This is a genomic window from Leptospira saintgironsiae (assembly GCF_002811765.1).
GTDB classification, from domain to species: Bacteria; Spirochaetota; Leptospiria; order Leptospirales; family Leptospiraceae; genus Leptospira_B; species Leptospira_B saintgironsiae.
Genome location: NZ_NPDR01000009.1, coordinates 44,795 through 61,930, shown reverse-complemented (window position 1 = coordinate 61,930; position 17,136 = coordinate 44,795). Strand labels below are relative to the sequence as shown.

At 38.2% G+C, this 17,136-nt stretch carries 16 protein-coding genes; 8 read left to right on the top strand and 8 right to left on the bottom strand.

Translation table 11 applies throughout. The features are described 5' to 3' along the window. Position 1: 1 nt before the first annotated feature. A complete protein-coding gene (locus CH362_RS16690) occupies positions 2-445 on the bottom strand; it encodes a hypothetical protein (RefSeq protein WP_100711455.1) in 444 nt (147 codons plus the stop codon). Here CH362_RS16690 and CH362_RS16685 point away from each other — a divergent pair. After that, entirely contained in the window at positions 444-983 is a 540-nt protein-coding gene (locus CH362_RS16685; RefSeq protein WP_100711454.1) for a hypothetical protein, read from the top strand. The genes CH362_RS16690 and CH362_RS16685 overlap by 2 nt on opposite strands. Here CH362_RS16685 and CH362_RS16680 read toward each other — a convergent pair. The 4 genes from CH362_RS16680 to CH362_RS16665 form a co-directional block, all read right to left on the bottom strand. After that, positions 980-1,855, bottom strand: coding sequence for an alpha/beta hydrolase (locus CH362_RS16680; protein ID WP_100711453.1), 876 nt, complete (start codon positions 1,853-1,855; stop codon positions 980-982). The two genes, CH362_RS16685 and CH362_RS16680, sit on opposite strands and share 4 nt — an antisense overlap. Next, positions 1,821-3,857: an Lnb N-terminal periplasmic domain-containing protein gene (locus CH362_RS16675; protein WP_100711452.1), complete on the bottom strand. Its 2,037-nt coding sequence runs from the start codon at positions 3,855-3,857 to the stop codon at positions 1,821-1,823. Before CH362_RS16675 ends, CH362_RS16680 begins: the two co-directional genes overlap by 35 nt. Before the next feature lie 74 nt (positions 3,858-3,931). Next, positions 3,932-4,411 carry a DUF3015 family protein gene (locus CH362_RS16670; RefSeq protein WP_100711451.1) on the bottom strand — a complete coding sequence of 160 codons (480 nt, stop codon included), beginning with the start codon at positions 4,409-4,411 and terminating at the stop codon, positions 3,932-3,934. A 12-nt stretch (positions 4,412-4,423) separates the two neighbouring features. After that, complete coding sequence (locus CH362_RS16665) at positions 4,424-4,918, bottom strand: DUF3015 family protein (RefSeq protein ID WP_100711450.1); 495 nt, start codon at positions 4,916-4,918, stop codon at positions 4,424-4,426. A gap of 594 nt (positions 4,919-5,512) precedes the next feature. Between CH362_RS16665 and CH362_RS16660 the strand changes: the two genes are divergently transcribed. Both CH362_RS16660 and CH362_RS16655 read left to right on the top strand, forming a co-directional pair. Beyond that, positions 5,513-5,944, top strand: a complete 432-nt coding sequence (locus CH362_RS16660) for a YbjQ family protein (protein WP_100711449.1) — start codon at positions 5,513-5,515, stop codon at positions 5,942-5,944. 48 nt (positions 5,945-5,992) lie between these two features. Continuing rightward, the gene (locus tag CH362_RS16655) at positions 5,993-7,117 is read left to right on the top strand and encodes a hypothetical protein (protein WP_125169735.1); all 1,125 of its coding nucleotides are present in this window, start codon (positions 5,993-5,995) and stop codon (positions 7,115-7,117) included. A gap of 28 nt (positions 7,118-7,145) precedes the next feature. Here CH362_RS16655 and CH362_RS16650 read toward each other — a convergent pair whose 3' ends face one another. Next, the gene (locus CH362_RS16650; protein WP_100711447.1) at positions 7,146-8,327 is read right to left on the bottom strand and encodes a hypothetical protein; all 1,182 of its coding nucleotides are present in this window, start codon (positions 8,325-8,327) and stop codon (positions 7,146-7,148) included. Between the two features lie 101 nt (positions 8,328-8,428). On the opposite strand from CH362_RS16650, the gene CH362_RS16645 reads away from it, so the two are divergent. Continuing rightward, complete coding sequence (locus CH362_RS16645; protein WP_100711446.1) at positions 8,429-10,543, top strand: sodium-translocating pyrophosphatase; 2,115 nt, start codon at positions 8,429-8,431, stop codon at positions 10,541-10,543. Between the two features lie 215 nt (positions 10,544-10,758). On the opposite strand, the gene CH362_RS16640 is transcribed toward CH362_RS16645, so the two are convergent. Then, on the bottom strand, positions 10,759-11,241 hold the full coding sequence (locus CH362_RS16640) for a GNAT family N-acetyltransferase (RefSeq protein ID WP_165780285.1): 483 nt from the start codon (positions 11,239-11,241) through the stop codon (positions 10,759-10,761). 129 nt (positions 11,242-11,370) lie between these two features. Between CH362_RS16640 and CH362_RS16635 the strand changes: the two genes are divergently transcribed. Continuing rightward, positions 11,371-12,189 (top strand): hypothetical protein, encoded by an 819-nt coding sequence (locus CH362_RS16635; protein WP_100711444.1) that lies wholly within the window; start codon positions 11,371-11,373, stop codon positions 12,187-12,189. On the opposite strand, the gene CH362_RS16630 is transcribed toward CH362_RS16635, so the two are convergent. Then, entirely contained in the window at positions 12,190-13,587 is a 1,398-nt protein-coding gene (locus CH362_RS16630; protein WP_100711505.1) for a glycine--tRNA ligase, read from the bottom strand. It abuts the gene before it with no gap. A gap of 114 nt (positions 13,588-13,701) precedes the next feature. On the opposite strand from CH362_RS16630, the gene CH362_RS16625 reads away from it, so the two are divergent. Genes CH362_RS16625 through CH362_RS16615 form a run of 3 tightly spaced genes read left to right on the top strand, consistent with a single transcriptional unit; the run spans position 13,702 to position 17,101 of the window. Next, positions 13,702-15,381, top strand: coding sequence for a TonB C-terminal domain-containing protein (locus CH362_RS16625; RefSeq protein WP_100711504.1), 1,680 nt, complete (start codon positions 13,702-13,704; stop codon positions 15,379-15,381). Continuing rightward, entirely contained in the window at positions 15,378-16,196 is an 819-nt protein-coding gene (locus tag CH362_RS16620) for a PrsW family glutamic-type intramembrane protease (protein ID WP_100711443.1), read from the top strand. Before CH362_RS16625 ends, CH362_RS16620 begins: the two co-directional genes overlap by 4 nt. Then, the gene (locus CH362_RS16615; protein WP_100711442.1) at positions 16,193-17,101 is read left to right on the top strand and encodes a 50S ribosomal protein L11 methyltransferase; all 909 of its coding nucleotides are present in this window, start codon (positions 16,193-16,195) and stop codon (positions 17,099-17,101) included. The genes CH362_RS16620 and CH362_RS16615 overlap by 4 nt, the downstream gene beginning before the upstream one ends. Positions 17,102-17,136: the final 35 nt, after the last annotated feature.

The window sequence follows — 17,136 nt, the reverse complement described above, 5'->3', positions numbered from 1 at the left end:
ATTAAGGACGGATGTCTATATTCTCCAGGCCTTGGTTGGTAAATACCTCTTCATATTTACTGATATAAGGAGCTTCTTTTTCGATCCTTTCTTCGATAGCCATAGAAGCCACACCAGTTTCTCCATACTCTTGCAGGAAATCTCTTCTGGCCATTCTATGGATTAGTTCATCCCAGAATAATTCATTATCGTAATCAGAAATGATATCGAATATATCCGTTTGATCTTCGAATTTGCGAGTAGGGAAATATACATTGTCAGCAGCATCGTAGTCTACGAATTCCTGCTTCCCAAAATCTTTTGCAAAGGAAAGTATGTATTGCTCGAGTTCGGCGTAGGAATTTAGTTCCTCGTCACCTTCATTAAATGCATTGATCATCCAGCTGGAGATCGCGGTGGATTTTAGTAAGGTTTCGTACTGCTCGGGTGTGAACTCAATTTTCATGAAAAATCCTCGAATTAAGGTCAATTTTAACCGTAGAGCCCAAGGAGCTACCAGATTTTTTCATAACATTCTCTACTTTAGAACCTTCTTATTTTGTATTTGTCTGGCCTCAGGGTTTGGATCTTGCGCAAGTACCAAAAGATTCGACCAACTTAAAAAAGCAAAGGATGATAGTGCATTGATTTACGTGCTTAGGCCGCAACTAGTGGCTCAGTCCTTTTTCTCCTTTTCAGTAGAATTATATAAATATCCAGGATCTTTTAAAGAAGGGAATCGCAGTTTATTCCAAAACTTTGGATTGGATTCTGGAGAATATAAAACTTTGGAGCTTACTCCTGGTGTTTATGCACTGAAATGTAGAGATTTCGAAAAAGTATTTATAGCAAAAGAAGGTAAGATCATATTCTTATCAATAGCTCTATATAATACTGGGAACTTCTCCTTACCTGAACTATTCATACAAGAGTCAAAACCGGAAGACGCGCTAAGATCTTTATTGGAAGGTAAAAGAATGTATCGGATCTCCGCCGAGAATTAAGGATTCCAATGAGAGATTATCTCATCTAAAAATTTTACGAAATTTTTGGCTCCTTTAGATCTTCCCATTTCCAGCCAATCTAAATGTCCTCCACCTTTGATTTCCCAGAAAATCTTAGGATCCTTTGCTTTTTGAAAAAGTTCCATCCCATTCGGATAGGAAACGATTTGATCCTCAGTTCCATGCACTATTAAAAGTTTCACTGGAGAAATTTGATCTATCACCTCTCCAGGACTTAAATAATCAGAGAAGAAAAATCCAACCAACTGTCCTATCGGAAAGAAAAACACTCTCTCTGCCACCGTTTTTGCCACATGAGAATAATACGCGAAAGTTCCATCACCAACTACGAGTAATAATCCTTCTTTATTTTGCATTTCACCCACGGCTCTGATTGCAAGTGCTCCACCCAGACTTTGTCCGTATACAATCCAGGGAATCCCAAGTTCTTTGGCTCTATTCTGTTGGAATTTTAAAACTTCTTTAGAATCTTCTAATATAGATTCTTTCTCCGCTTCTCCTTCAGAATCTCCGTAACCTCTGTAGTCCCATATCACTAATTCATAACCTTTTTCTACCAGCCAAGCAAGGCTGATATAATGGCTGGACATATTTTCTCCATTTCCATGGAACTGAAGGATGCTTGCCTTGATTTTTACTTTAGAAGGTTTGAAAATCCAAACTTTTATGTTTGTTCCATCTTTCATTTTAAGAGAAATTTTCTCAGGCTGAAATCCCATTTTTTCAGGCGGAATGTACATATCCCGATTCGGATAGAATAACATGGAGGAACAGTTATTCAAAAATAGAAAAAGAAGAATTGAATATAGAATATATTTAAAATTGATACACATAAGAGAAGCTGGCTTCATTATAATTCCTTTGGGCTTTCGCCTCTAATCTCAATTCATGATTGGCATGGATTGCATAACGAAATCCTAATTGTGCCTTATAATCATCCGGGACCCCGTAAATCGAAAAAGTATAATAATGTAAAGATAATACAGCTTTAAAAGAATCAAAATTTGCGATCCAATAAGCAGCGATTTGAGGAGCTACAACTGCGTTGGTATCATATTTGCCGTTATACCTTACTTTCGCTCCTGCTTGAGCTGAGAATAAAAAACGTTTTGGACCTTCTGAAAATTGATCCTGGAAACTATAACCAAACGTAGTTTCTAAATTTGCATTTGTGACCCTTTCATATTTTTCAGATTTAGAAACATCATCCAATCTATAAAGTGTGTAAGATAGATCTTCTGGCCGGAGTAATGCCTGCCATTCCAAAAGTTTTCTATCTTCTTCATTTCCTTTCTTTTTATAAACAGATGAATCTGCTCCTGAGTCCACGAAATAAGAAATGGAACGCCCTAACGAATTATAAGGAGTTAAGGAAAGCATTCGAATTATATGAAATTCTTCCAGATGTAATTTTTTAGAGTCTTGGTAATACCTTGCCTTTAAGGAAAAATAATCCACGGAAGAATTCGGAATATAACCTTGATCTGTATTCAAAAGGTCGTGAACGGCAGCTCTGTAACCGAAACCTACAAAATTTCCTAAGCTGGACGTTCCAACTTCGTTATATAACGCAGAACTACCGTGACCCACATGAGGACTTTGGGTGATAGGCGAATATCCTGAATCCTCATAGTGGTCGGTGAGTTTACTTCTAAATAAAAGTAATTGTTTATAAGTTTGATCCCATTCTTTGGGAGAATCTCCTTCTGCTTTTTTATAACGAAATGAATCCAAGATGGTGTCCGAGAGAAAAGAAGTCCTGATCTTAGGATCGGGTTCTTTATTTGTCAAAAGAGAGATGTTTCCGTTATTCATTACGTTTTCATAAAGTTCTCTTTCGTCCTCGTTCATTTTTCTTAGTTTTTGTATAATTTTGCTATGTAGAGAAGGTCTGTATTTGATATCTTTTACAAGACCTGCCTGTTCAATATACTTTTTAACTGTATCTCCTGGGATCACGAAAGGAGCCTTGTCTCTTAGATGAAGGCTTGGCCTTGCTACTTCTATCAAAGAAAATAGATGATAAGAACAATTCTCGTCTAAAAAATAATAATCGAATGATGCAGCTCCCAATTCCCAGAGATGTCTTGTCATTCTTCTAACTTCTTCCTCTTTCAGGTCCAGCTCGTATTCCCAAAGATCTCTACTTTCAATATCATTATATTCTGAAATTTTAACATAATATGGAAATAAGGAGAATGTTCCTGGATATCCGCCGAATAAACCTAAAATAGAATATACGATTGCATTAGTAGTTGCAGGGTCTGCGTTTGCTGCATAGTTTACAGAATATTCTAAAATTTCCTTTCTATTCGGATCTCCTGAATCTAATTTTAAGAGGGTATGCCCGAAAATGGAAGCAGGGGCATTCATATAATAAGAAGCGAATATGATTTTTGCGCCCTTTGGATTCAAAGTTGCAAACCATTTTTCAAATCTCGAACAATCAACCTTTGCAAAGTCTGAATCCGGGATGGAAAGTTTCTCTTGGATCCATCTTTTTCTTTCTGGGAATTTGCATGCTGGATGCATCCAGTTTTCTTCTCCCGGAGGAGGGGACTCGGGAGTCATAAATGCCTGGATTGCAGAATATAGTTCTTCTTCTGGATTTTTTTGTCCTTCTCCGGAAAGGAAAAAAGTAGAAGAGTCTGCCTCGCTCACCCAATTCCCGAATGTGGTTTTAGTATAATGTAATAGAAGGATCCAATACCTATCTTCCCAAAGTTTTTTGGTTTCTGCCAATTTTTGGTATTCTATGATCTTTTCCGTGCTTGTTGCGTAAGAAGAGCTGAAAGTTCCGAAGGTAGAATATAGAAAGAATATTATAAAAAGAGAATAGGACTTTGCTGGCACTTAAAGTTTTAGATTGAACGAATGTTCCCTTCTCCTTTCGGAGAAGGGAATTAGACCTTAGTTAAAAGGTGTTATTAGATTTTGCAACTTCCGACTAAATCGGAGTTGTTTGCTACTTCGAATCTCATTTTTTCCAAAAAGGAATCCGGAGTGTTTTGGTCGAAAAGTGCGGAGAATTTTTCTTTTCCTACTTTTCCGAAAGTTCCCGCATCAGAACAACCCATCAAAGAAGCGAAGGCTTCCATTTTTTCACCAGAACCTTTTGCAAATTCTTGCTCCAAAGATTGGAAGTTCATGTGAACAAAGATTTGTTGCTCAGCTTGTTTTTGAGTAAAGCCGCTTGTCTCACATCCTAAAGTTCCGGTAGAAATCCCAAAACTTTGGTTCAACACAGTTCCGTTTACAGTAGCTGCGATCACTTGGTGAACTTTTTTGTTCTCTGTGATTACGATTGAACCCAAACCACATCCTGCAGCGCCGTGTTTAGCGGAAGCAACGTAAAGTGGAGAAGCTACTAAAGCGAGAAATAGAGATACTGCTAATATTCTTTTCATGAAGTTTTCTCCTTAAATTTTGCAGCTCTTAGAGAGCACTGCGTCTTTTCTGATCCCGTCTTTTACCGCGCTGAGTAAAGAAGAAGGAGTGGTTTCTTGGGTATACAATACATCGAAATTTGACTTAGTATATTCTCCTAGTTGTGCAATTCCATTTGTGGAACATCCTAGGAGTCCTGAAAGAGCTTCTAATTTTTCTCCTTTTCCTTGAGCCATTTCAGCTTCCAAAGAATTGAAGTTAAGGGAAACAAATACTTCTTGTACTTTCTCTTTTTGGACTAATCCATCGGTTGCGCATCCCAAAGTTCCGGTTGAAATTCCGAAAGTTTGGCTGCCCGAAGTACCATTTGTAGTAGCAGCCAAAATTTGATGACCACCTTTGTTTTCTTTAAAAACCAGAGACCCGAATCCGCAACCAGCTACACCGTAATCTGCGGCAGAGACTGAAATTCCCGAGGATAAGCAGAGTAATCCGACTAATCCTATCGATAGAAGTTCCTTTTTCATAAATGAACCTCTCCTTCCTTTTTTAATCGGAAAATATATGATTCCCCTAAATGGGATATGTCAACTAGAATACCCTTTACTTGTGTTGTTCTAAAAAAGTTTTTTCCTGGATTTTCATTGAGGCAGGAGTATTTTGTATGAATTATATTTTTGCTGACGCAATATTTCAGAAAGCCTATGGTCTTTTTTACTACGCAAAAAAGATTAGTGAAGATGAATTCATCAGTGTAATTTTCAAATTTTTATTTAATCGGAAATAGTTTATTAAGTTTTCTGCATGAACGGATGAGTTTTTTTTGATTCATGCAAATTATAATTTCGTCTATATAGTTTTAATATAGAATTTCGAATTTTAATGTTTTATTTATTACGGAATTATTTCGAAAAATGAAGGTTAATTGCCTGTGCTCCTGGTTATCTCATTTGGGATAATGTAATTTCGGTTATTCTATATCCGGTCGAAGAGAAAATTCAGACATCTTTTTTAATAAAAAAATCATGTTTTTACGCTACTTTTCTTGGCATAATATCGGTTGACGTATTCTGCCGAAATGACTAATTAGTTCCTACTAAAAAATTTGAGGAAATTTCTTCATGAAAAAATCACTAGTACTAGTGTTAGCAATGGTTGCAGCGTTCTCTATGAACTGTCTTTACAACTATCACGTTAAACACCCTACTTCTATTTTGGTGACTACTGGGAACAACGTTGGTCCTTATACAAGCCAAGGAACTTTCGTAATCCAAGAAACTGGTCTTGGATCTGCAACTTTCGGTTTCTCTGCTTACGGAGCTGCTCCTGAAGGAGTTGGAGCTCGTTTTCCTGAAACAGAAGAGTTAGCAAAAGAATTAAACGAAAAATTAGTAGCTAAAGCAAGAGAATTAGGTTCTAACGCAGTTATCAATGTGCGTTACGGATATGCAAAAAGTCCAATTTTAATTCCTTTTTTGGGACCACTAGCAATCACTAGCTTTGCAGTAACTGGCGAAGCTGTTACTCTCGGCGGAACTGCTCCTAAGAAGTAATTTTTTTTATTCCCAAACAGGAGTTTCTTCTGTTTGGGAATACCTACCTTGAATTTTCCTATAAAACAGTGTAATATGAGTAAATCCTATCTATTTAGGTATATCGTTTTATTTTTAATTAGTTTATCATTTTGTTTTTGTGCTAACGAAGCTTTTGTAGAATTTAAACCTGTTCTTTCACATTCCCCATGCAATAAGTCTTGGAAAAATTTAGAAAATTTATGTGAAGAAGATATTGAAGATCTTTCGTCTAACTTTTCTTTTTGGAAGGATGTAGATCCTGAAAAAATAAGTGCTGAACAACTTACAACCTTGCTTAGGACTGGGAACTCGATTGATTCTCTAAGTATTGCATATTTTCAAACCTGGGCAAATTTACCACGTTCTTCGAAAATTTTAGAATTCTTAAAAGATAGAAAAAAACTTAAAAGGGATTCTATCTTAGAAAGAAGAAAATATTTTATCGCGATTATTCCTGGAATGTTTTACAAAGATAATCCTATTACAGGCGCAGATGGAGCCCCAGTTCGGAATATTTTAGATTCACAAGGTATTCCTAATGGAAATATCCAGATTGATCAAGTTGGTTCTCTGGAAGAAAATTCAGAACAAATATGTAATTTTATTAAAAGTTATAACCGATCAGAACATTTAATTCTTTATTCTACAAGCAAAGGAGGAAGCGATTTTAAATACGCGATTTCCAAATGTGGAAATAAAGATTATTTTTCAAAAGTAAAAGCCTGGTTGAATGTTGCAGGTCTATTAAAGGGAACTCCCTTGATGACTCATAGATCTGATTCATTGATCAAACGTCTTATTTTAAGAATTGGGATTCCAATATATGGTTATAGATTTGATTCCCTTTACGAATTGCGAAAGACAGAAGATTCTCCGCTCTCTCAGGATATAGAATCTCCATCATCAATGTATGTTCTGAATGTTTTAGGGATACCTATGGCTCGGCATATTTCTTTCAGAGGGTTCCCAAATTATTCAGAATTAGCAGTATATGGACCGAATGATGGTCTTACTTTACTTCCTGATGCAATCCAATCTGGAGGAGACGTGCTTCCTCTTTGGGCGAATGATCATTATTTTCTAAAATTTAGAGATCCTTCTTTGTTCTTAGGAGTTTTGGATTGGGTTATTCAGAATATTAAGAAAAAGTGAACGAGAAAAATTGTTCTGAGTAAAAGCCTCACTCTATTTCAGCGAGAGAGTAACCTGTTTCTAAATAGAATTGAAAAGTTTTGTCTAGACTATAAGGTCCTGCATATCTGGAAAGGTCCTTCTCCAATTCCCCGACTTTTAGATTTTTATACATGTCTTTCCATTCTTTGGAAATTATGAGTGCAGATTCTTCTGGTTCTGTTTCTGAGACCGATCTAAGTGCAAATGCTAATACTTCCCAACTGAAAGAAGAATGTTTGAGTAGTACGTTCCATTCTTCAATGCTTGGACTTTTTTTGGTACGAATGATCTCTTCTAAAAGTTCTGTTCCTAAAATTCCTGAATCAGATCCTATTTGAATATAATATCTTCTTAAAGGAAGAAGGTAATCTTTATCCGGAAAAAGATTTTTTCTGAGAGAAAGTAAAAGCGCTCTTCTTGCGAGAGCTGCAGATTCTATAAACCTTCTCTGGTCCAAATATTCCATACTTAAGATATGATGAAAGATTGGTTCGTCTCTAAAGATATTTGCCCTTTGTAACAAACCTTCTTCATATAAATTGGAATCTTTGGATTTATAAGATAAGACACAAAGTCTATGCAAACTTTTGTTTCGAGGAAAGAAGGGTAGGAATCTTTTGCATCTTGCGATGGAATCTTCTATTTTTCCTGCTTTTTGGAAACCGGAGATCTCATCTAATAGAGCTTGTTCTTCTGCTAAGTATGGATTGGAAGATTCTAAGTCTTTTAAAGTGGCTTTATAATATTCGATGTCTCCTATACGAGAAGACCAAAGTAATGCTTTGTATCTGAGGTTTCTATTTTCTGGATCTCTGGATAATATTACCCGAGCAGTGTTCAGAGCCTTATCTGGAAATCTAAGTGAATCGTACAGATCCGTCATTTCTTCCAATAATTTTGTTTGGTCCGGATTTAATCTCAGGCTTGTTTCGTAACTTTTGAGTGCTTCTAATTCTTCTCCCTTTCCTTTTTGGGATTTTCCTAAAATCCAATAGTAACGGAAGTCTCTGGGCTCTCCTGTTTCGTCAGCGATCTGTAATTTTTCTAACGCTTGTTGGTATCTGCCTCTTAGAGCTTCTTCTGCTGCCTGCTGGATCAGCTCTTCCCAAGAAAAGGTTGAACTCAAGGCCAGGACCGATTTTATAGTGCAAATAACTAAAAAGAACCAAATGGAAAGTGTACGTCTCATCAGTGGTAGCCCTCTACGGTCTTCTCCTTAGCTTTGGCAAACACAGTTCCCATCTTTTTAATCCATCGGAAATTTTAAAAAAAAACAAGAGGTTTCCCTGAATGAATTCGGTAACCATTATTCTGGCTTTTGCCGTCCTGGCTATTTTGACCGCCGTTGTTTACGCATTAAAGGTCACCAGGATCCAAATCGGAACTGAGGGCGGAAAAGACCAAGAATCCAAGAAATTAATCGAAATTTCTTCCGCAATCTCCGAAGGAGCTATGGCGTTTCTCATAAGAGAATACAAGACCATCTCTCTTTTTATCGCCTTTATGGCAGTTCTGATCTTCTTCCTTTTGGACAATCCGGAAACTCCGGATTTTAACGACGGGTTGTTTACTGCGATCGCTTTCGTGTCAGGAGCGCTTATCTCCTGTCTTTCCGGTTTTATCGGAATGAAGATCGCGACCATCGGAAACGTTCGTACTGCTCAAGCAGCTAAAACTTCCATGACCAAGGCTTTCAGAGTCGCTTTTGATTCTGGCGCGGTGATGGGATTTGGTCTGGTTGGTCTTGCAGTTTCCGGTATGATCGGGCTTTTCCAACTTTATACTCATTTATTCCAAAACGTAGGAACTCTTTTCCTTATGGAAGCTCTGGCTGGTTTCGGTCTAGGTGGTTCTGCTGTGGCTCTTTTCGGAAGAGTGGGCGGCGGGATTTACACTAAGGCTGCTGACGTTGGTGCTGACTTAGTAGGTAAAGTAGAGAAGGGAATCCCTGAGGATGATCCTAGAAACCCTGCGACTATCGCTGATAACGTGGGAGATAACGTAGGTGACGTTGCTGGTATGGGTGCTGACCTTTTTGGTTCCTGTGCTGAGGCTACTTGTGCTGCTCTTGTGATCGGTGCAACTGCGACTGCTCTTTCTGGAAATACTGACGCTCTATTATACCCACTTTTGATCTCTGCTTTCGGGATCCCTGCTTCTCTTTTAACTTCCTTCATCGCTTCTGTGAAAGAAGGAGGAAATGTGGAGAAGGTACTAAAGATCCAACTTTGGGTTTCTACTCTAATCGTTGGTGCGATCATGTATTTTGTAACTGATAAATACATGGTAGATTCATTCGAGATCGCTGGTAAAACAATCGGTAAATGGAATGTATACATTTCATTGCTCGTGGGTCTGTTCTCCGGAATGTTCATCGGTTTGGTCACTGAGTATTATACTTCTCATTCTTATAAACCAGTAAGAGAAGTTGTAGACGCTTCTAAAACTGGAGCTGCTACAAACATCATCTACGGACTTGCATTAGGTTACCAAAGTTCTGTGGTTCCTGTGATCCTTCTTGTTATCACAATCGTTACTGCGAATATTTTGGCGGGAATGTACGGGATCGCAATTGCTGCTCTCGGAATGATCTCCACAATCGCTATCGGTTTGACTATCGACGCTTACGGCCCAGTTTCAGATAACGCGGGTGGTATCGCTGAGATGGCAGAACTCGGAAAAGAAGTTCGTAATCGTACAGATACCTTGGACGCAGCTGGTAACACTACTGCTGCTATCGGAAAAGGATTTGCGATCGGATCTGCTGCATTAACTTCCTTAGCATTATTTGCTGCTTTCATCACCAGAACTAAAACTACTGGTCTGGACATCTTAGACGCAGAAGTTTTCGGCGGATTACTTTTCGGAGCAATGCTTCCATTCGTTTTCACTGCAATGACTATGAAATCAGTAGGTAAAGCTGCTGTAGATATGGTAGAAGAAGTTAGAAAACAATTCCGTGAGATCCCTGGGATCATGGAAGGAAAAGCAAAACCTGATTACAAAAGATGTGTGGATATTTCCACCACTGCGGCTTTAAGAGAAATGATCCTTCCTGGACTTTTAGTTCTTTTAACTCCGATCGTAGTAGGTTACTTATTCGGAATTAAGTCTTTATCTGGCGTTTTAGCTGGAGCATTGGTAGCAGGTGTGGTTCTTGCAATCTCTTCTGCAAACTCCGGTGGTGGCTGGGACAACGCTAAAAAATATATCGAAAAAGCTGCTGGTGGAAAAGGTTCAGACCAACACAAGGCTGCAGTTGTGGGAGATACCGTAGGAGATCCTTTAAAAGATACTTCTGGTCCTTCTATCAATATTTTGATTAAATTGATGGCGATTACAAGCTTAGTGTTTGCTGAATTCTTCGTTCAACACGGCGGATTGTTACTTCGCATATTCCAATAAGAATTTTCTAAAATTCTAATATTGAAAAAGGGATCCGAAAGGATCCCTTTTTTATTTGAGTGTATCGCATGTTGGAATTCCTACACTGATTCTGAAGAGGAGGATTTTATTGACAGAAGAAGGATTTTGTGATAAGGAGAACGCGCTCTCCCACGAGCCACTCCCCCCAAGCCCAATGCAGGGTGGGGGTTATCTTTACTTCCATGTTGGAATTCCTACACTGATTTTCGAAATCTTACATAGAACGGATCGAATCCCATCTTCTTCCAAAATTCTACGGCAGCTTCATTTTCAGAAATGGCTCTTAATTCTATAGCTAAGATCCCTTTTTCTCTCGCATATCGAAACGTTTCGTTTACGAGAGGTTTCATATATCCAGACTTTCTTTTACCTTGTTTGGTAATAGCCAAGTCTATGAATAAGTTCTTCTCCTCAATGAGATATGGTTTTTCTTCCACTCTTGCAATTAGAAGTGAGACAAGCTCTTCTTCTATGAACCCACCGATAAATAATACTTTGTCTGTGGCCCTGAGTTTTAAGTAGATATCCACCATTTTGGCAGCGGCTCTAGGACGGATCTTAAAAATCCCATCTAAAGGTAGCTTATTGACCATTCTAAAAAATTGATTTATCAATTCAATGGCGGCCTCCCTATTTTGGGGGAGGATTGGTCTTATCTCCAAAAGTTTCTCAGACATTAAAATAAAACTTTGCAAATGACCGGAGTTTGTGGAGTATTTTTTATCGTTGAGGAGATAAGTTTCTCTTCTTTTTGCAAATAAATAAAAAAAGAAACGATTCCGGTTGTTGATTAATACGAAGGCAAAATGATCTTTCGAGCACTTATAATTCTATCCTTTTTCACACTTATCAATTGCGAAAACGGTAAATCTGAACTACCACCTGCAGTTTTGGGATATATCACTTTAGATTATCTTATTTTGACAGATCCGGATCGTTCTTCTGTTTATTTTTCTACAGTAAGATCTCTTGATTTAGAAGTTGCTTATGAAACTGATGCGGAACCCTTTACTGGGAATTATACAGTTGGCAATTCTAATATTTGGAATGTGACTGATAGTAATCTGCAGGATGTTTTTGCAGACAGAGGTTATTCTGTTGCAGTTACTGTGCCTAACGATCTTTCTGAGATGAATGAGATCCCGAATCAGAATAGATCAACTTGGAGTGTGAACCAACTTTTAGATTTAGTTCCTAAATACAGAAAGAAGTCTTCTGATTTTCAATCTACTAGTTTCTTTATCGTATATATAAGAGGAGAGTTGGCGGATGCACCTGGTGTGATTGCTGTTACAATTTCAGGTGTTTTAGGAATTGGGCCTCCGGTGATTTTTGTATTTAAGGATATGATAGATCAGTTTGATTCTGTTATTTCGCCTGATAAAGCAAGTAAGGCTGAGCAGATGACAGTGACCCATGAGCTTGGACATGCACTTGGACTCGTGAACGCAGGGATCCCATTATATTCTTCTCACCAAGACAAAGAACATGGAAATCATTGTACTAATTCATCTTGCGGAATGTTCTGGGCTTTAAGCGACACTAAGGTCGAAACTTTCAGCCCAGCAAGTCCTTTGATCTTTGGACAAGAATGTAGAGATGATATTAGAAACTACAATCCTTGATTAAAGTAACTTATCCGCAAAGTAAGACTTCAAAGAATCTATAGAAATTCTTTCTTGGGACATACTGTCTCTTTCTCTTACAGTAACCGATTTATCTGTTAAAGAATCATAATCTACTGTGATACAATAAGGAGTTCCGATTTCGTCCTGTCTGCGGTATCTTTTTCCGATAGCGCCGCCTTCATCGTATTCTAAATTTCCTAAAGAAGATAAATTTGCATAAATCGATTTTGCAAGTTCAGGAAGTCCGTCTTTTTTCATTAGAGGGAAAATCCCGATCTTCACAGGAGCTACCTGAGGAGCAAAACGAAGAACTGTTCTTGTTTCTCCATCTGGAAGTTTTTCTTCTGCGTAAGCGTCTGAAACAACTGCTAAGAATAAACGGTTTAATCCGAGTGCAGGTTCTACTACATATGGAATATACTTTTTATTAGCAGCCTGGTCTTGGTATTTCAGATCTTCTCCGGAGAATTTTTCATGTTGAGAAAGATCGTAATCGGTTCTAGAAGCGATACCCCAAAGTTCTCCCCATCCGAATCCGTATTTGTATTCGATATCGGAAGTGGCTTCACTATAAAAAGAAAGTTCTTCCTTCTCATGTTCTCTGATTTTCAAGTTTTCTTTCTTTAATCCAAGATGATCTGTTAAGAATTTAACACAATAATCCACCCAATGGGAGAACCATTCTTTTTGAGTTCCTGGTTCGCAGAAAAATTCCATCTCCATTTGTTCGAATTCCCTTGTGCGGAATACGAACTGTCTTGCCATGATCTCATTCCGGAATGATTTACCTATCTGAGCAATACCGAATGGGATCTTGTTTCTGGTAGTTGAGATAACGTTCTTAAAATTGATAAAAATACCTTGGGCAGTTTCCGGGCGAAGATAAATATCTTGTGAATCTTCTGCGGAAGCTCCATGAGAAGTTTTGAACATTAAGTTGAAGTCTCTTGCTTCTGTGAATGTTCCTCTATTACCGCAATTCGGGCATGCAAAGTTTCCGGCCTTGATGACCTCGTTCATTTTCTCCAGGTTCAGTCCTGTTGCGGCTCCTTCTCCCTTTTGGTCTTCCAGAAATTTGTCTGCTCTAATGCGAGTCTTACAATTTTTGCAATCGATGAGTGGATCGTTAAAATTAGAAACGTGTCCGGATGCTTCCCATACTTTTGGATTGAGAAGGATAGAAGAATCCAATCCTACAACGTCTTCTCTCAAGTGGACAAAATGTTTCCACCAGAGTCTTTTTAAGTTATGGAGAAGTTCGGCTCCGTAAGGGCCATAGTCGAAGGTATTGGAAAGTCCTCCGTAAATTTCAGATCCGGGATAAACAAATCCTCTTCTTTTACAAACGGATACAATATCCTTGAGAGAGGAATCTAGGGTTTCTTTTTTCTCCATAGGTCCAAGGATTCTCGAATAGGATTCATGATAAAGTATTAAATTCGTAGGAATTCCTTCAATTCTTGTTTGCTTCCGGAACAAGCTAGGGTCCAATGGACAAGGATATTCGGAATGAAAAAGGAAATTTCGCAGAAGGAAAAACTAGTCTATTGGGGGATCAATTTTCTCTCTTGGACATCTCCCATTTCTATGATTGGCTTCGGGATCTTTTTTCCTCTGGGAGTGATCTTCCTATTTCCTAAAGAGGATAGGGTCCTTAGACCAGCATTCCATTCCGTTTTTCTACAAGTAGTCCTGGGGTTATTTTTATTTTCTCTAGAACTTCTATTTTTAATTTTTCCAAAAGCAGAAGAGATATTTTCCGTATTTGTTTTACTCAGTTCGGAAGAGCCAAGCTCGTCTGGATTCCTTGTTCTAACTCTAATGTTTTTCTTTGGTCTGGCAGTATTTTTCCTACAGGCAAAACATGTTCGAAAAAGTTTAAAACCGGAAGATCCAAGACCTCTTATCTTAAATCCAGTTTTAGTCTTTCTGACCGTTGGCTGTTTAATATTATTTACTCATTATTTAACATACTCTGATCCATTCCGAGCTAAGATGGCAACCTTTGCCGTTTTCTCTGAAAGTGTATGGATCTTCTTTTTTACTGCAGTCGGACTTGCGGAACTTCTATCAGGTAAAAGGCCATTTTTCTTATTTCGCAGACCCTGGGCTTGGTTCGTAAGACAGACTAGAGATTCATTTGCGGATGAAGAGGGTGATCTGCCTGCTTCTGCCAGAAAACGTAAGAATGCAAAAGTGAGAGATGCTATCTTAGCTGGTTGGGGTCATATCTATACGGGACGTTTATGGAAAGGATTTCCGATCCTATTCGTATATCTTCTAGGATTATTATTATTTGCTACATTCTTCTTCTCTTGGTGGGAGCCTGCTTTGGGGATCCGCTTCCTCGCAAGTTTAGGTTTAAAACCTGGGCTTTCCGATAAAAAGTTTTTTGAAGTAGCTTCTTCCTTTTGGATTTGGTCTGCGATCTTAACTGTATTAGTTTTAGTGAATGTGTTTTCTGGGTGGTTATTGCGAAGATCCTTCCAATCAAAAACACCTCTTTTGGGTTTGAGTCCAGGTTTCGAAAACAATCTTGGACTGAGTGTTCTTGTTCACTTAATAGTGATCTGTCTCATTCTACTTATGCCTACCACAATCGCTTTCCAGAAAGAAAGTAAGTCTCGTCCTACGGATCATTTTACACCAGAGAATCACGCTGAATTTTATTTTATAGATCCGAATCTTCCGGACGAAGTGAAAGGATTGAATGGTGGTGTTATCACTGGAACGGATACACCTAATAGCAATCAAGGTGAGAAAATCCCTGAGGAAAAACCTTCGGACGAGGGTAGAGTAAAGGGAGAAGTAAAGAAGATCAAAGGAAAAAAACTTCCTCCTACTTATTCAAATTATATCTCCGCAAAGATGAGAACATTTGAATCCTTTATGGATTATTGGAGAAGTGCTCCTCGAAATTATTCATGCGTTGTAGCTTATACAATCACTCCAGATGGCGAAGTTGTAGATGTGGAACTTGTACAAAATTCTTCTTATCCTGAACAAGACCAGAGAACTTTAGAATTGATAGAGAACTTATCGCCCATGATGCCTCCTCCTGGGACCAAAGGTTATATACGGGTCACTGAACTTTTCTGGAATGGCCCTTTGGACGCTAAGGCAATGCCAACACCTTTGCAGCAGGAACTCGTGAATATGTTCGACGGTCGTTATATGGAGGAATTATGAATTTAGAAGTAATCCTTCTTGCGATTGGAAGTATTTTTCCTTGGGGATTTTATCTCATCTATACTCAACCTAATACTGGCAGAGAGAAACGTTTCTTTTTTATAATATTCTTCGCATTACTTTTGGGTTGGATCTCTACTGAATTAGTTCTTAGAGCAAGCGCTTTGATCTGGCCTGAAACTGAGATCAATACCAAAGTAGCAAAATCAATTCTATCTCAAACTGCATTTCTCGCATTCGTAAAAGCGGGAATGATGGAAGAATTATGTAAATCCATTCTGATCGTAGTATTATCGCTTACATTAGCATATGATTGGAAGAAGAAGGAATTCCTGCCTGAGACATTTTTAGTGGGTGGATTTGTCGCATTAGGTTTTGCAGGAATAGAAAATTACCATTATATTCTAACTGCAAAAGAAGATGATAGGATCCATACTTTCATTTTAAGAACATTAAAATCTTCGAATGCCCATTTGCTTATAAATCTATGCTTTGCACTCTGTCTCATCAAAAGTAATAAAAGACAATTCCCTGATAAATATTGGTATATTCTTTCTGGATTCTTGCTCGCTGTGATCCAGCATGGATTATTCGATTTTTTTGTGATCCCAATTGGAAGATTCGGACATTGGGCAGCGACAGCACTCTTCGTAGGGATCTGGGTCTGGATCGTGAAAGACAGAAGAGTATATATGAAAGAAGAAGATCATAAAATAGAGAAAGAAAAATCTTCCGAAGAAGAAATTTATAATATGCCAAATGAAAAACCTAAAAGGGAAAAAATCTCCCGATCGGTTCCAGAGATAATCCGTTGAAATACAAAGAGATCAGAGTTTCCATTCCGAAAGATTTTGCGGAAGAATTTTCCGCGTACTTGGACGAATGGCAGGTAGCAGGATATTACGAAATCCTATTTGATAGAGAAGAACCCAGAAGACCAGACCAAGAAATTATCGCAGATAATACTCCTATCAGAGTGTATTTGGCAGAAGATGATGTGCAATCAGAAGCCAAAATTTGGATCTACTTACAAACGGTAGCTCCAGAAGATTCTTTTGCAGAATCCAGATGGATAGAAACAAAAGAATACGAAGAAGCTTATAAAGAATTTTATAAACCATTTTCAGTCGGAGTTTTTTGGGTAGTGCCTACCTGGGAAAAGGAAGATTGGGAAAAAAACAAAAAGTCCGAACAAAAAGATTCACTTCCCGTTTATATCAACCCAGGACTTGCATTCGGAACAGGACATCATGAAACCACTCGTTTGGTTTTATCCAGACTTGGCTCAATTGATCTAAAAGGAAAGAAGGTCGCAGATATTGGTGCTGGTTCAGGAATTTTATCTGTAGCAGCAGCAAAATTAGACGCATCTAAAATTATAGCAGTGGATATAGATCCAAATGCAGTTCGGTCTTCTACATTTAATAGGGACGAAAATGGGATCTCTGACCAAGTTTTAGTAGTGGAAGAAGGTGGATTCGATCATCCGCAAGTTTCTTCCGAACAATTTGATCTATGCGTGGCAAATATTACATTCGCAGTTTTAAAGGCGAATATGGAAAAGATCGCAGGACTTCATACGGATCATTTTCTTTTTAGCGGTGTGATAACAGAAAGAAAGGAAGAATTTCTGGAACTTCTATCTTCCCAGGTGGGAGGCAAATCAGTATATGAGACCTCCTGGAATGGATGGGAACTGATAGAATGGACCCGCAAGTAGTATAACGTTTTACTAATATTTAATATCGGAGAAAA

Bases quoted from the DNA above. Each gene is read 5' to 3' on its own strand.
- CH362_RS16685 (WP_100711454.1), top strand. From the start codon at position 444: ATGAAAAATCCTCGAATTAAGGTCAATTTTAACCGTAGAGCCCAAGGA.
- CH362_RS16690 (WP_100711455.1), bottom strand. From the start codon at position 445: ATGAAAATTGAGTTCACACCCGAGCAGTACGAAACCTTACTAAAATCC.
- CH362_RS16680 (WP_100711453.1), bottom strand. From the start codon at position 1,855: ATGAAGCCAGCTTCTCTTATGTGTATCAATTTTAAATATATTCTATAT.
- CH362_RS16670 (WP_100711451.1), bottom strand. From the start codon at position 4,411: ATGAAAAGAATATTAGCAGTATCTCTATTTCTCGCTTTAGTAGCTTCT.
- CH362_RS16665 (WP_100711450.1), bottom strand. From the start codon at position 4,918: ATGAAAAAGGAACTTCTATCGATAGGATTAGTCGGATTACTCTGCTTA.
- CH362_RS16660 (WP_100711449.1), top strand. From the start codon at position 5,513: ATGAAAAAATCACTAGTACTAGTGTTAGCAATGGTTGCAGCGTTCTCT.
- CH362_RS16650 (WP_100711447.1), bottom strand. From the start codon at position 8,327: ATGAGACGTACACTTTCCATTTGGTTCTTTTTAGTTATTTGCACTATA.
- CH362_RS16645 (WP_100711446.1), top strand. From the start codon at position 8,429: ATGAATTCGGTAACCATTATTCTGGCTTTTGCCGTCCTGGCTATTTTG.
- CH362_RS16640 (WP_165780285.1), bottom strand. From the start codon at position 11,241: ATGTCTGAGAAACTTTTGGAGATAAGACCAATCCTCCCCCAAAATAGG.
- CH362_RS16635 (WP_100711444.1), top strand. From the start codon at position 11,371: ATGATCTTTCGAGCACTTATAATTCTATCCTTTTTCACACTTATCAAT.
- CH362_RS16630 (WP_100711505.1), bottom strand. From the start codon at position 13,587: ATGGAGAAAAAAGAAACCCTAGATTCCTCTCTCAAGGATATTGTATCC.
- CH362_RS16625 (WP_100711504.1), top strand. From the start codon at position 13,702: ATGAAAAAGGAAATTTCGCAGAAGGAAAAACTAGTCTATTGGGGGATC.
- CH362_RS16620 (WP_100711443.1), top strand. From the start codon at position 15,378: ATGAATTTAGAAGTAATCCTTCTTGCGATTGGAAGTATTTTTCCTTGG.